Genomic DNA, 14,074 nt, shown 5'->3' on the forward strand with positions numbered 1-14,074 from the left:
GCCGCGGGCCTCCCGCCGCGGTGGGCCGACGCCGTCGACGATGCCGTGGCGCCCGCCGCCGAGCTGCGCGCCGCCCTCGGGGCGGCGGTGGCCGAGGTGGTCCCGCCGGCCGGCGGGCGCCGGGCGACGCGGATGCGCATCGGCGCGGCGGTCCTGGCCGCCGCGGCGGTGGTGTACGTGGTCCTGGCCCTGCTCCAGGGGGTCGGCGCGGCCGGTGCGGTGGTCCCCGGGCTCGCCGGCCTCCTCGCCGCCGCGGCGCTGCTCGGCGGGGCCGCCTCGGCCGCGCGTGAGGAGGGGGCGACCGCGGCCGCCGCGTACACGGCGCAGGTCGGCGCCCGCACCACGGGGCTCGTCGAGCGGCTGCTCGCCGACCCGGCGGCGGAGGTGCTCGCGCGCCACCGGCGCCTGCGCGAGGCGCTGGGCCGGTAGCTCCTGCCACCTCGTCCACAGGCCGTGCGCGGCCCGCGGCGCCGGGCGGGCCGCGCCCGGCAGCGTGGTGCCCGGGCGGGCGCCGGACCCGCCGGGAGCGAGGAGCGAGCATGACCGACAGGATCGAGATCACGGTGCAGGGCCGGGCGGGCAGCGAGCCCACCCGGCGCGTGGCGGCCAACGGCGCCAGCTGGGTGACCTTCCGGCTCGGGGCGACCCCGCGCATCCCCGACCGGGCGACGGGGGAGTACCGCGACGACCGGACCGGGTGGTTCACGGTCAAGGTCTGGCGGCAGCTGGCCGAGAACGTGGCCGAGTCCGTGCACAAGGGCACCCCGGTCATCGTCCGGGGCAAGGTCTACGTCGACACCTGGACCGGGGAGTCCGGCGAGCGGTGGGACCACGTCATCAACGCCGACGCCGTCGCGGTGGACCTCGTCGGCGGGACCGCGCGGTACGTCCGGACGGTGCGCGAGGAGGCCGCCCGCCCGGCCGCGCTGACCGGTCCGGACGGCACCCGGTGGGAGACCACCGAGGCGCCCCCGGAGCCGGGTGAAGAGGACGCCCTCGAGGAGGTGGCCGCGGAGGAGCTCGCCGCGCTCGGCGCCGGGTCCTGACGGCTGAGCCCCGGATGCCGCGGAGGCGCCGGTCCCGACCTCACCGCGCGGGACCGGCGCCACGGCGCCACGGCGCGCGGACGCGCCCGCGGACCCCGGACGCGAATCGGCGCTGTGGCGTTGCCTACGCGGAGGGGGCAGCAGCGGCCGCGTGTCCTACCCTGGGATGCGACAAGGTCTGCCTTCAGGCAGGCCGGCCCCACGTGAAGTGATGCGGAGAGCAGTGGCTGAGTACATCTACTCCATGGTCCGCGCGCGCAAGGCGCACGGAGACAAGGTCATCCTCGATGACGTCACCATGGCATTCCTGCCCGGCGCCAAGATCGGCATGGTCGGCCCCAACGGTGCCGGGAAGTCGACCATCCTCAAGATCATGGCGGGTCTGGACACGCCCTCCAACGGCGAGGCCCGGCTCTCGCCCGGCTACACCGTGGGCATCCTCCAGCAGGAGCCGCCGCTGAACGAGGAGAAGACCGTCCTGGGCAACGTCCAGGAGGGCGTGGCGGACATCCTCGCCAAGGTCGAGCGGTTCAACGAGATCGGCAACCTCATGGCCGAGCCCGACGCCGACTTCGACTCCCTCATGGACGAGATGGGCAAGCTGCAGACCGAGATCGACGCGGCCAACGCGTGGGACCTCGACGCCCAGCTCGCCCAGGCCATGGACGCGCTGCGCTGCCCGCCGCCGGACGCCGACGTCACTCTCCTCTCCGGTGGTGAGCGCCGCCGCGTGGCGCTGTGCAAGCTCCTCCTCGAGCAGCCCGACCTCCTGCTGCTCGACGAGCCGACGAACCACCTCGACGCCGAGTCGGTGCTGTGGCTCGAGCAGCACCTCGCCAAGTACCCCGGCGCCGTCATCGCCGTCACCCACGACCGGTACTTCCTCGACCACGTGGCCGAGTGGATCGCCGAGGTCGACCGCGGGCGCCTGTACCCCTACGAGGGCAACTACTCGACCTACCTGGAGAAGAAGCAGGAGCGCCTGCAGGTCCAGGGCAAGAAGGACGCCAAGCTCGCCAAGCGCCTCAAGGAGGAGCTGGAGTGGGTGCGCTCCAACGCCAAGGGCCGCCAGGCCAAGTCCAAGGCCCGTCTGGCCCGCTACGAGGAGATGGCCGCCGAGGCCGAGCGCACCAGGAAGCTCGACTTCGAGGAGATCCAGATCCCGCCGGGCCCCCGCCTGGGCTCCGTGGTCATCGAGGCCAACGACCTGCGCAAGGGCTTCGACGACCGCGTGCTCATCGACGGGCTGTCGTTCTCGCTGCCCCCGAACGGCATCGTCGGTGTCATCGGCCCGAACGGCGTCGGCAAGACGACCCTGTTCAAGACCATCGTGGGGCTCGAGCCGCTCGACGGCGGCGACCTCCGGGTCGGCGAGACGGTCAAGCTGTCCTACGTCGACCAGAGCCGGGCGGGCATCGACCCGACCAAGACGCTGTGGGAGGTCGTCTCCGACGGGCTGGACTTCATCCAGGTCGGCAACGTCGAGATGCCCTCGCGCGCGTACGTCTCGGCCTTCGGCTTCAAGGGCCCGGACCAGCAGAAGCCGGCCGGCGTGCTCTCCGGCGGCGAGCGCAACCGGCTCAACCTCGCGCTCACCCTCAAGCAGGGCGGCAACGTGCTGCTGCTGGACGAGCCGACGAACGACCTGGACGTCGAGACCCTCGGCTCGCTGGAGAACGCCCTGCTGGAGTTCCCCGGCTGCGCCGTCGTCGTCAGCCACGACCGGTGGTTCCTCGACCGCGTCGCGACGCACATCCTCGCCTGGGAGGGCGACGAGGAGAACCCGGCGAAGTGGTACTGGTTCGAGGGCAACTTCGAGTCCTACGAGGCCAACAAGGTCCAGCGCCTCGGCGCCGACGCGGCCCGGCCGCACGCGGTGACCTACCGCAAGCTCACGCGCGACTGATGCCCACGCCCGGCGGGCGGCGTCCCCTCGGGGGTGCCGCCCGCCGGGCGTCCGCGTGCTCGTGCCGGTCCCGCCGGCTATCCCGGGGACGAGAGGAAGGACCGCCATGACCCGGCTGACGATCCCGGTGCACCTGCGCTGGAGCGACATCGACGCCTACCAGCATGTCAACAACGCCAAGATCTTCACCATCCTCGAGGAGACCCGCATCGCGGCCTTCTGGGACGGTCCGGCCAGCCACGGCACGGCACACCGGGTGTTCACCACCGGCCCGGGCTCGGGGACGCACACCTACATCGCCCGGCAGGAGATCGAGTACCTCGAGCCGCTGCCGTACACCCCCGGGCCGCTGCCGGTGCAGCTGTGGATCTCCCACCTCGGCGGCGCCAGCCTGGACATCTGCTACGAGATCGCCGGCGCCGACGGGCCCGCGGTGCGCGCCCTGAGCACGATGGTCCTCGTCGACGAGGCCACCGGCCGCCCGCGCCGCCTCACCGCCGACGAGCGGGAGGCCTGCCAGCCGTTCCTCGACGAGCCGGTGCCCTTCCGGCGCCGCCGGGGCTGACCGGCCGGTCCGCAGGCCCGTCCGGTCGAGCGTTCCGGCCCGGCCGCCCCCGTAACTTGGGCCGATGACCCTCGAGAGCACCGCCGCCGTGCTGCGCGCGGAGGCGGCGGCCCTGGTGGCGGCCCTGCGCCAGGTGCCGGACGGGGCGTGGTCCCGGCCTACGCGCTGCGCCCCCTGGGACGTGCGCGGCCTCCTCGGCCACGTCCACGTGGTGCTGGGCTGGCTCCCGCCGATGCTGGACGACGCCGCGCCGCCGTCGCCCGCCGTCACCGCGGCCGGGTACTACCGCCCGGACGGCCGCTTCGCCCCCGCGACCAACGCGCGCCGCGTGGCCCTGGGCCGTGACCGGGCCCGCGAGCACCCCTCCCCGGCGCACCAGCTCGCCGCCTTCGACGCCCACGTCGCGGCGGTCGTGGCGCGCTGCCTGCGCGAGCCCGCCGACCGGGTGGTGCGCACCCGGCACGGCGATGCCATGCTGGTGGCCGACTTCCTCACCACCCGCGTCCTGGAGGTCGCCGTCCACGGCCTCGACCTGGCGGACGCGCTTGCCGTCGAGCCGTGGCTCACCGACGACGCCGCCGCCCACCTGCGCCCGCTCTGGCTCGACGACCCCGCCGTCCGGCGGCGCTGGGCTGGGACGCCGTCCGCTTCCTGCGCAAGGTGACCGGCCGGGCCGAGCTGGAGCCGGCCGAGCGGGCGGCGCTGGACGCCGCGGGCGCGCGGTCGCTGGCGCTGGGCTGACCGCTCAGTCCAGCAGGCCGAGCACGGCCTTCTCGACGGCGCCGCGGGTGTCCGGTGGGCCTTCCTCGTCCACCGGGTCCACCTTCCGCGCCAGCTCGGGGTCGATGGTCTCCCCCTCCTCGGCGAGCTTGATCACGCGCGGGTTGACGTAGGACGCGCGCGCCACCGCCGGGGTGTTGCCCAGGTACGCCGCCACCGACTTCACGGCCGCCCGCTCGGCGCGCTTGCGGGCGGTGGGCGTGGTGGCCTCCGGGGTGCGCTTGGCGAGCTCGAGGGCGGCGAGCACCGTGCCGTGCCACGTGCGGAAGTCCTTCGCGGACGCGTCCGGGCCCAGTCGGCGCTTGATGTACTCGTTGATGTCGGCGCTCGTGATGTCGTGCCAGCCCCGGTCGTCCTTGTAGGCCAGGAGCTCCTCGCCGCCGCCCCGCCGCCGCCGCATGGTCGTCAGCGGCTCGATCAGCTCGTCGTCGCGCAGCTCCAGGCGCCGCGCCTGGCCCGACTTCGCCCGGTAGGCGAACGTCAGGCGGCCGTCGCGGCCGATGTGCACGTGCTGCATGAGCAGCGTGGCCAGCCCGTAGCTGCCGTTCTCGTCGGCGTAGCTCTCCCCGCCCACCCGGAAGAAGCCGATGTCGAGCAGCCGGAAGGCCACCGCCAGGGCCCGCTCCCGGGGCATGCCCGGCTTGCGCAGGTCCATCGTGACCAGCCGCCGGGCGGCGGGCAGTCGCTCCGCCAGGTCCAGGACGCGCTCGTGCTTGGCGACGTCGCGGGTGGCGCGCCAGGCCGGGTGGTACAGGTACTGGCGCCGGCCGGCGTCGTCGGTGCCCACCGCCTGGATGTGGCCGTTGGGGTAGGGGCAGATCCACACGTCGCGCCAGGCGGGCGGGATCACCAGGGAGCGGCACCGGGCGACCGCCTCGGGGTCCGTCAGCCGGTTGCCGTCACGGTCGAGGTAGGTGAAGCCCTTGCCCGACCGGCGGCGCCCGTACCCGGGCCTGTCCGGGTGCGACCGCCGCAGCCGCACCCCGACCACCGTCCTCATGGGGCCAGTCTGGGCACGCCCACCCGACGGACGCACGCCGTCGGCAATGTGGGCCTCAGCGCAGCGAGGGCCGCTTCCACTCCTCGTCCGGCCGGACGTCGGCCGCCGCGGCCGCCGCGGCCGGCTCGGCGTCCTCCGGCACCCGGACCATGCCCTCCTGGGCGATGGTGGCCACGTGCGCCCCGGCCCGGTCGAACACCTCGGCGGTGCCGAGCCCGCGGCCACCCTGCGCGCTGGGGGAGTGCTGGACGAAGAGCAGCCACTCGTCCACCCGCAGCGGCCGGTGCCACCACATCGAGTGGTCCAGGCTGGCCACGCTCATGCCGCGGGTGCGCCAGCTCAGCCCGTGCCGGCGCAGCACCGGCTCGAGCATGACCTGGTCGCAGGCGTAGGCGAGCAGCGCCCGGTGCTGCAGGTCGGTGAGCTCGGCGGGCAGCGGCGTGCGGGCCCGCATCCACAGCATCTGGGTGTCCGCGCGCTCGCCCGGGGGCTGGAGGTAGACCGGATCGCCCACGTGGCGGATGTCGAAGGCGGCGATGGAGGACATGAACTTCGCGACCGGGTGGTCCACCGCGTTGAACAGGTCGATCGCGGAGGTCAGGCTCTCGGGGTCCGGCGCCTCGGGGGCGGCGTCGGCGTGGTCGCGGCCCGGCTGGTCCTCCTGGTAGGAGCTGATGAGGGACAGGATCGGCCGGCCCTGCTGCAGGGCGTGGGTGCGGCGGGTGCTGAACGAGCGGCCGTCGTGCAGCCGCTCGACGGCGAAGGTGATGGGCAGGTCGAGCTTGCCCGGGCGCAGGAAGTACCCGTGCACCGAGTGCAGCGCGCGCGGGCCGTCGCCGTCGTCGGCGAGGGTGTCGGCGGCGGCGACGATGGACTGCGCGAGCACCTGCCCGCCGTAGATCCGCTGGTTCATCTGCGGCAGCGAGACGCCCCGGTACTCGTCCTCGCCCAGCCGCTCCAGCCGGAGGGTGCGCAGCACGGAGTCGAGCGGCTCGGCGCCGGCGTCGGGCACCACGATGACGTCGGTGGCGGCCGGCACGGCGGGGGTCAGGGTCAGCGGCTGGGGCGAGGTGGGCACTCGCGGCTCCTTGGGCAGAGGGGACGGCGGGCGTCAGATGAGCGGCGTGCGACCGGGCTCGGGGGTGTTGACCATCGCGTGGGCGGCGCGCACGAGATAGTCCCACAGCACGTGCTCGGCCTCCGGCGCCAGGTTCAGCTCGTCGAGGGCGACGCGCATGTGCGTCAGCCAGCGGTCCCGGGCGTCGGGGGTGACGGCGAAGCGGACGTGGCGCATGCGCAGCCGGGGGTGCCCGCGGGTGTCGGAGTAGGTGGTCGGCCCGCCCCAGTACTGCTCGAGGAAGAGGCGCAGCCGTTCCTCGGACCCCTCCCAGTCGTCCTGGGGGTACATCGGCGCCAGCACCTCGTCGGTGCGGACGCCCTCGTAGAAACGCGCGACGAGGCGGGCGAACGTCTCGTGCCCGCCCAGCGCCGCGAAGGCGGACTGCTCCTCGGTGGGTTGGGTGCTCACCGGGCCATCATCGCACCCGCTACAGGCCGAGCTCCTCGAGGACGGGCAGGCCCGCGCGGACCACGGCCCGGGCGTCCTGGGCGGACTCGGCGTCGACGGCGGCCCGGGCCAGCTCCTGGCAGCGGGCCAGGTCGGTGGCCGCGAGCACGGCCGCGACGTCGCCCAGCGCCCGCGGGGTCATCGACAGGCTGCTCACGCCCAGCCCCGCCAGCACGACGGCGAGGGCCGGGTCGGCGGCCGCCTCCCCGCACACGCCCACCGGGCGGTCCTGCTGGTCCCCGCCGCGGCAGGTGGCCTCCACCAGGCGCAGCACCGCCGGCTGCCAGGTGTCGGACAGGTCGGCGAGGGAGCCGAGCAGCCGGTCGGCCGCCATGGCGTACTGGGTGAGGTCGTTGGTGCCGATGGAGGCGAAGTGCGCCCGGGCGAGGATCGGCCCGGCCAGCAGGGCGGCGCTGGGCACCTCCACCATCACCCCGGCCGTCTCGAGGCCGTGGCGCGCGCAGGCGGCCACGAAATCCTCCGCCTCGGCGACGGTGGCGACCATCGGCGCCATGACCCACACCTCGGCCTGCTCCGCCTGCGCCGCGGCGGCGATGGCCTCGAGCTGGTGCTCGAGCACCTCGGGGGCGCGCCGGGCGGTGCGCAGCCCGCGCACGCCGAGCGCGGGGTTGGCCTCCTCGGCGGCGGTGACGAACGGCAGGGGCTTGTCGGCCCCGGCGTCGAGGGTGCGCACCACCACCTTGCGGCCCGGGAAGGCGGCGAGGACCTGCCGGTAGGCCGCCACCTGCTCCTCGACGCCGGGCTCCTCGGCGCGGTCGAGGAAGCAGAACTCGGTGCGGAACAGGCCCACGCCCTCCGCGCCGGCCGCGGCGGCCGCCTGGGCGCCGGCCGGGTCGCCCACGTTGGCCAGCAGTTGCACGGGGTGCCCGTCGGCCGTCCGGCCGGGCCCGGTGAAGGTGCGGGCGGCGGTGGGGTGCCGCTCGGCACGCTGCACGGCGGCCTCGTCGGGATCGAGGGTGACGGTGCCGGCCCCGCCGTCGACGAGCACGACGCGGTCCTCGGCCAGGTCCGGGGCCCCCGGCGCGCCGACCACCGCGGGGATGCCCAGGGCGCGGGCGAGGATCGCCGTGTGCGAGGTGGGTCCGCCCTCGGCGGTGACGATGGCGCGCACGTGGGCGGGGTCGAGCAGGGCGGTGTCCGCCGGCGCCAGGTCGCGCGCGACGAGCACGAACGGCTCCTCGCGCTGGGGCACCCCCGGCATGGGGGAGCCGGTGAGCTCGGCGATGATCCGGTCGCGCACGTCCAGCACGTCCCGGGCCCGCTCGGCCATGTACCCGCCCAGGCCGCGCAGCTGCTCGGCGACCTCCCCGGCCGCCTCCCACACCGCCCGGTCCGGGACCGTGCGCCCCTCCCGGACCTTCTTCTGCGCGGACTTCACCAGCGTGGGGTCGGTGGCCATGGCCGCCGTCGTCTCGAGCAGCTCCCGGCGCTCGCCCTCGACCGCCTGCGCCGAGGCGGACAGGGCCGCGGCGACCTCCTGTGCGGCGGCGGCGACCCGCCCGGCCTCGGCCTCGGCGTCGACGTCCGGCGCGAGCGTCGCCGCCGCCGGCTCGCCGGCCGGCGGGGCGAGGCGGGCGACGGGCCCGACGGCGAGCCCCGGGCTCACGCCCACGCCCCGCAACGGCTCGGCGGCCCCGGCCGTGGCCTCGCTCGTGCTGGCGCCCCGGGAGGCGAGATCGGGCTGCTCCTTGCTCATGTGCGCTCCAGTGGACGACGACGGCTCTCGGGTCATCATGCCCCGCCCGGGCCGTGGGCGGTGCGGGGCGGGAGTCCCGGAGGTGACCCACCTCTCGCCCTGCTGGGGTGAGAACTTGGTCACGGGTACGCTGAGGGCCAGGAGGTGCGGGGGCGCCAAGGCGCCCCCGCACCGCGATGCCGGGGACATGGAGGAGTCACGATGAGCAAGGCCGAGGACATCCTGGCGGCACTGGGCGGCGCCCCGAACGTGGTGGACGTCGAGCCGTGCATCACCCGCCTGCGGGTGGAGGTGCGCGACCCCGCCGCCGTGGGCGAGAGCCAGCTGAAGTCCACCGGGGCGTTCGGCGTGGTGCGCTCGGGGCGCGTGGTGCAGATCGTCGTCGGCCCCGAGGCCGACGGGCTCGCCGAGCAGATCGAGACGCTGCTCTGAGATCGCGCTGAGCCCGGGCGACCCGGGCAGCCCCGGGCCGGCCCGGCCGCGTCGGCGGCTGGGCCGGCCCAGGCGTTCCCGCTCGGTCGCCGCGGCGCGCCCCCGCCGCGCGGCGCCGCCGTCACCTGGCAGGATCGGGACGGTCGGTGGACGTTGCCCACGGGGGGCCGTCGCGACCGACGAAGCAGGAGCGAGATGACAGAGACCCCGGCGTCACCGGACGCCCCCAGCGAGGACCTGCGCCGGCTGGCGGAGGCCCACGGCGTGTCCACCGAGTTCTGGGACTTCACCGGGAACCACCGCCTCGTCACCGCCGCCACCATCCGGGCCGTGCTCGCCGCCCTCGGCGTCCCGGCCGCGACCGACGCGCAGGTGACCGCCTCTCTCACGGAGGCCGAGCTCGCCCCCTGGCGTTCGCCGCTGCCGCCGTCGCTGGTCGTGCGCGCCGGCCGCGAGCACGAGGTGCCCGTGCACGTGCCCGACGGCGCGGCGGTGAGCCTCGCCGTCGCGCTCGAGGACGGCGGCACCTGGCCGCTGACCCAGACGGACCACGCCGCCGAGCCGCGCGAGGTCGACGGCGTGCGCACCGGCCGGGCGCTGTTCGTGCTGCCGGCCGACCTCCCGCTGGGCTGGCACGAGCTGGTCGCCGAGATCGAGGGCGTGGGCGCGGTCCGCGCGCCGCTCGCCGTCACCCCCGACCGGCTCGAGGAGCCGCGCCTGGCCACCGGGCGGGGCTGGGGCCTGATGGCCCAGCTCTACTCCGTGCGCTCGGCGCGCTCGTGGGGGGTGGGCGACCTGGGCGACCTCGCCGAGCTCACCGGCTTCTTCGGCGAGCTGGGCGCGGACTTCCTGCTCATCAACCCGCTGCACGCCGCCGAGCCGACCGGGCACATGACGCCCTCGCCGTACCTGCCGGTCTCGCGCCGATTCGTCAACCCGCTGTACATCCGCCCCGAGGACATCCCGGAGGTCGCCTACCTGCCCGGCCCGCAGCGCGCGCTGGTGGAGTGGGCCGCGGAGGAGATCCGGCCGGCCAACGCCACCAACGACCCCATCGACCGCGACGCCTCGTGGGAGGCCAAGCGCCGCGCCCTGGAGGTGGTCTACGCCGCCGGGCGCAGCCGCTCGCGCCAGCACTCCCTCGCGCGCTTCCGGGCGGAGGAGGGCCAGGGCCTGGAGGACTTCGCCCTGTGGAGCGCGCTGCGGGAGAAGTACGACGGCGAGGAATGGCCGGCGGAGCTGACCGACGCCCGCTCGCCGTTCGTGGCCCGCGCCCGTCGCGAGCTCGCCGACCGGGTGGACTTCTACGTCTGGCTGCAGTGGGTGGCCGACGAGCAGCTGGCCCGCGCCCAGCAGGTGGCCAAGCGGTCCGGCATGGGCCTGGGCGTCATGCACGACCTCGCCGTGGGGGTGCACCCCGACGGCGCCGACTCGTGGTCGCTGCGGGAGGTCTTCGCCCAGGGCATCGGCGTGGGGGCCCCGCCGGACATGTACAACCAGCAGGGCCAGAACTGGCACCAGCCGCCCTGGCGGCCCGACGCGCTGGCCCGCACCGCCTACGCGCCGCTGCGCGACATGGTGCGCACCGTGCTGCGCCACGCGGGCGCGGTGCGGGTGGACCACATCCTCGGGCTGTTCCGGCTCTGGTGGATCCCCGCGGGCATGGGCGCCGAGGACGGCACCTACGTGCGCTACGACCACGAGGCGATGGTCGGCGTCATGCTCCTCGAGGCGGCCCGCGCCGGCGCCGTGATCATCGGCGAGGACCTCGGCACGGTCGAGCCGTGGGTGCGCGACTACCTCGGTGAGCGGGGCGTGCTGGGCACCTCGGTGCTGTGGTTCGAGAAGGACGACCGCGGCCAGCCGCTGCAGCCCGAGGCCTACCGGCGCCTCGTGCTGGCCACCGTGGACACCCACGACCTGCCCCCGGTCGCCGGCTACCTCGCCGAGGAGCACGTCGACCTGCGCGAGCGGCTCGGCCTGCTCACCGAGCCCGTCGCCAAGGTGCGCCTGGCCGCCCGCACCGAGCGCGAGCGGATGGTCGCCCGGCTGCGCGAGCACGGCCTGGTGGGCGCCGACCCCACCGAGCGCGAGCTCGTCGAGGCCCTGCACGCCTACGTCGTGCGCACCCCGTCGCTGCTCGTCGGGGTCTCCCTCACCGACGCCGTGGGGGAGCGGCGCGCGCAGAACCAGCCCGGCACCGACACCGAGTACCCCAACTGGAAGATCCCCCTGGCCGACGGCGCCGAGCAGGTCGTCCTCGTCGAGGACCTGCCCGGCAACGCGCGGCTGCTCTCGCTGGTCGCCGCCGTGCGCGCGGCGCTCGGGAGCGACGACCGCCTCCAGCGCTGAGGCGGCGGGGCCCGAGGTGCACGGGCCCTGGGCACCCGGCCTGCGCCGACAGCGGCACGACACGGCGAGCGCCACAGTTCCGGCTGTGGCGCTCGCCGTGTCGTGGAGCTCTCGCCGTGCGGGCGCCCCACCACGGTGTGGGGCGCCCGCACGCAGCGGTGCGGTCAGGCCAGGGAGGTCCCGCGGCCGTCGTCGTCGCGAGCCTTCTCCGGCGCCGCGGTGCCGGCGTCCTCGGCGATGGCCCGGTCGGCCCGCTCGCGCCGGCGCTCCTCGTAGGCCTTGCCGACGGCGCGGGCGGGGTCGTCGTAGGCGGAGGGCCGGATCGTGGGCACGCGGTCGGGGTCGTCAGGCTGCTCGGCGGCGCGCTTGCCGGTGGACACGGCGGCCGCCTCCTGGGCCTCGTCGAAGACCGACGGCGCGCCGCTGCCCTCCGCGCCGTCGTCCTCGCGGCCCGGGGTGCGCAGGTTCCACCGGCGGATCGCGAAGCTGAAGATGAGGTAGTAGATCACCGCGTAGCCGAGGCCGATGACGATGATCCACAGCGGCTTGGTGGCGATGCCGAAGTTGAGCAGGTAGTCGATGGCGCCCGCGGAGAAGGTGAAGCCGTCGTGGATCCCCAGGGCGTTGACCAGGGCCAGCGAGGTGCCGGTGAGCACCGCGTGCACGGCGTAGAGCGGGAACGCCACGTAGGCGAAGGCGTACTCCAGCGGCTCGGTGATGCCGGTGAGGAACGCGGTCAGCGCGACCGAGACCATGATGCCGCCGGTGACCTTGCGCCGCTCCGGGCGGGCGTTGCGCCAGATGGCCAGGGCCGCGGCGGGCAGCGCGAACATCATGATCGGGAAGAAGCCGGTCATGAAGGTGCCGGCGGTGGGGTCCTGCGCCAGGAAGCGGGCGATGTCGCCCTGGACCACCGCGCCGGTCTCGGGGTTGGTGAACTGCCCGAACTGGAACCACGGCAGGCTGTTGAGCAGGTGGTGCAGCCCGAAGGGGATGAGCAGCCGGTTGACGGTGCCGAAGACGAAGCCGCCCACGACCGCGTTGCCCGGGTGGGTGACCCACTGGCCGAAGCCGCCGATGACGTAGTTGAACGCCGGGTACACCAGCGCGAAGAGGACGGCGACGACGACGGCGACCAGCGCGGTGATGATCGGCACGAGCCGGCGTCCGCCGAAGAAGGCGAGGTAGGGCGGCAGCTTGGTGCGGTAGAACCGCTGCCACAGCAGCGCCGCGATGATGCCGATGGTGATGCCGCCGAGCACGCCGTAGTTGATGGTCTCCTCGCCCTCGGCGCCGGCGCCGAAGTAGGGGGCCAGGGCCTCGAGCACGGCGCCGAAGGTGAGGTAGCCGATGAGGGCGGCGAGCGCCGTCGAGCCGTCGGACTTGCGGGCGAACCCGATCGCGACGCCGACGGCGAAGATGATCGGCAGGTTGCCGATGATCGCGCTGCCGGCGGCCGCCAGCACGTCGGCCACGGGCTGCATCCAGCCGAACCCGCTCCAGCTGGACACCCCCTGCGCGCCCAGCATGTCCGGCTGGCCGAAGCGCAGCATCAGCCCGGCGGCCGGGAGGGTGGCGATCGGCAGCATGAGCGAGCGGCCCACCCGCTGGGCCTGCGCGAAGCCGGGGACCTGCCGCTTCTGCCGGGTCGCGGCACCTGCGGTGGTTGTCGTCATCCGTGCTCCCATGGTGTTGAGGAGCGCCTGGACGACGGCGCACGGGCAGTGCGCCGGCAGACGCCCCGTTGCGTCGGCGGGCCAGGGGCACCGCGCCCCGACGTGTGCCGATGGCGCACAGCGAATCGCGACGCCCCAGGAGTGTCAAGGAACCGCGCCGCCGCCGTCCGTTGGCGGCGGCGCCCACACCTGCGCCGATGCCGCGCGCGGCGCCTTGACTCCGCGTCGCAGGGAGAGTGTCATCACGTAACCTGGGCCAGAAGGACCCGGGGGCGAGCGCGCCCCGAGGCGAGCGGCGGGGCACACCCGCCGAGAGGCACGGCCGCGGCCGTGGAGGAGGAAGCGATGAGCCAGGCGGAGCAGATTCTCGCGGCGTTGGGTGGGGACGCGAACGTCCTCGACCTGGAGGCGTGCATCACCCGCCTGCGTGTGGAGGTCGAGGACCCGGCCAAGGTCGACGAGGCGGGCCTCAAGGCCGCGGGCGCCTTCGGCGTCGTCCAGCAGGGCTCCGCCGTGCAGGTCGTCGTCGGCCCCCAGGCGGACACCATCGCCGAGGACATCGAGGACCTGCGGTGACGGTGCGCGTCGTCGCGCCCGTCTCCGGGACCGTCGTCGCCCTCGAGGACGTGCCCGACCCGGTCTTCTCCGGCGCCATCGTCGGCCCGGGCATCGCCGTCGACCCCGACGGCGACGCCACGTCCGAGGTCGTCGCCCCGGTGGCCGGGACGATCATGAAGTTCCACCCGCACGCCTTCGTCATCGTCGCCGAGGACGGCAACGGGGTGCTCGTGCACCTCGGGCTGGACACCGTGCAGCTGGGCGGGGAGGGCTTCACCCTGCACGCGGCCGAGAAGGACGTCGTCACCCAGGGGCAGCGCCTGGTCACGTGGTCGCCGGAGGCCGTGCGCGCCGGCGGCCGCTCGCCGGTCACCCCGGTCATCGCGCTGGAGGGCAAGGCCGACCAGCTGCAGATCGCCGTCGGCGCCGGGCAGCGCGTCAGCGCCGGTGACGAGCTCTTCGCCTGGGGCTGACG

At 75.1% G+C, this 14,074-nt stretch carries 12 protein-coding genes and 2 pseudogenes; 9 read left to right on the plus strand and 5 right to left on the minus strand.

The window, feature by feature from the left end:
* The 5 genes and pseudogenes from GD970_RS21565 to GD970_RS08225 form a co-directional block, all read left to right on the plus strand.
* Nucleotides 1–429 (plus strand): annotated as a pseudogene (locus GD970_RS21565) (hypothetical protein); the annotation flags it as partial.
* 110 nt (nucleotides 430–539) lie between these two features.
* Complete coding sequence (locus tag GD970_RS08210) at nucleotides 540–1,046, plus strand: single-stranded DNA-binding protein (protein WP_152202412.1); 507 nt, start codon at nucleotides 540–542, stop codon at nucleotides 1,044–1,046.
* A gap of 223 nt (nucleotides 1,047–1,269) precedes the next feature.
* Nucleotides 1,270–2,952, plus strand: a complete 1,683-nt coding sequence (ettA, locus tag GD970_RS08215) for an energy-dependent translational throttle protein EttA (RefSeq protein ID WP_152202413.1) — start codon at nucleotides 1,270–1,272, stop codon at nucleotides 2,950–2,952.
* A gap of 106 nt (nucleotides 2,953–3,058) precedes the next feature.
* Entirely contained in the window at nucleotides 3,059–3,517 is a 459-nt protein-coding gene (locus GD970_RS08220; protein WP_152202414.1) for an acyl-CoA thioesterase, read from the plus strand.
* A 64-nt stretch (nucleotides 3,518–3,581) separates the two neighbouring features.
* A complete protein-coding gene (locus GD970_RS08225; RefSeq protein ID WP_211489882.1) occupies nucleotides 3,582–4,181 on the plus strand; it encodes a maleylpyruvate isomerase N-terminal domain-containing protein in 600 nt (199 codons plus the stop codon).
* An 81-nt stretch (nucleotides 4,182–4,262) separates the two neighbouring features.
* Here the strand turns inward: GD970_RS08225 and GD970_RS08230 are convergent, their stop codons facing one another.
* From GD970_RS08230 to ptsP, 4 genes are all read right to left on the minus strand, one after another.
* Nucleotides 4,263–5,297: a DNA topoisomerase IB gene (locus GD970_RS08230; RefSeq protein ID WP_193314907.1), complete on the minus strand. Its 1,035-nt coding sequence runs from the start codon at nucleotides 5,295–5,297 to the stop codon at nucleotides 4,263–4,265.
* 55 nt (nucleotides 5,298–5,352) lie between these two features.
* Nucleotides 5,353–6,309 (minus strand): acyl-CoA thioesterase, encoded by a 957-nt coding sequence (locus GD970_RS08235; protein ID WP_405002570.1) that lies wholly within the window; start codon nucleotides 6,307–6,309, stop codon nucleotides 5,353–5,355.
* 99 nt (nucleotides 6,310–6,408) lie between these two features.
* Entirely contained in the window at nucleotides 6,409–6,825 is a 417-nt protein-coding gene (locus GD970_RS08240) for a globin (protein WP_152202415.1), read from the minus strand.
* 19 nt (nucleotides 6,826–6,844) lie between these two features.
* The gene (gene ptsP / locus GD970_RS08245; protein ID WP_152202416.1) at nucleotides 6,845–8,581 is read right to left on the minus strand and encodes a phosphoenolpyruvate--protein phosphotransferase; all 1,737 of its coding nucleotides are present in this window, start codon (nucleotides 8,579–8,581) and stop codon (nucleotides 6,845–6,847) included.
* A gap of 201 nt (nucleotides 8,582–8,782) precedes the next feature.
* Between ptsP and GD970_RS08250 the strand changes: the two genes are divergently transcribed.
* Nucleotides 8,783–9,013: a glucose PTS transporter subunit EIIB gene (locus tag GD970_RS08250; protein ID WP_152202417.1), complete on the plus strand. Its 231-nt coding sequence runs from the start codon at nucleotides 8,783–8,785 to the stop codon at nucleotides 9,011–9,013.
* A gap of 195 nt (nucleotides 9,014–9,208) precedes the next feature.
* Nucleotides 9,209–11,365, plus strand: a complete 2,157-nt coding sequence (gene malQ / locus GD970_RS08255) for a 4-alpha-glucanotransferase (RefSeq protein WP_152202418.1) — start codon at nucleotides 9,209–9,211, stop codon at nucleotides 11,363–11,365.
* 350 nt (nucleotides 11,366–11,715) lie between these two features.
* Here malQ and GD970_RS08260 read toward each other — a convergent pair.
* Nucleotides 11,716–13,041 (minus strand): annotated as a pseudogene (locus GD970_RS08260) (PTS transporter subunit EIIC); the annotation flags it as partial.
* Between the two features lie 330 nt (nucleotides 13,042–13,371).
* Here GD970_RS08260 and GD970_RS08265 point away from each other — a divergent pair.
* On the plus strand, nucleotides 13,372–13,617 hold the full coding sequence (locus tag GD970_RS08265) for a glucose PTS transporter subunit EIIB (RefSeq protein ID WP_226909287.1): 246 nt from the start codon (nucleotides 13,372–13,374) through the stop codon (nucleotides 13,615–13,617).
* Nucleotides 13,614–14,072: a PTS sugar transporter subunit IIA gene (locus GD970_RS08270; RefSeq protein ID WP_152202420.1), complete on the plus strand. Its 459-nt coding sequence runs from the start codon at nucleotides 13,614–13,616 to the stop codon at nucleotides 14,070–14,072. The genes GD970_RS08265 and GD970_RS08270 overlap by 4 nt, the downstream gene beginning before the upstream one ends.
* Nucleotides 14,073–14,074: the final 2 nt, after the last annotated feature.

It is taken from the genome of Georgenia thermotolerans, from assembly GCF_009193185.1.
GTDB lineage: Bacteria > Actinomycetota > Actinomycetes > Actinomycetales > Actinomycetaceae > Georgenia > Georgenia thermotolerans.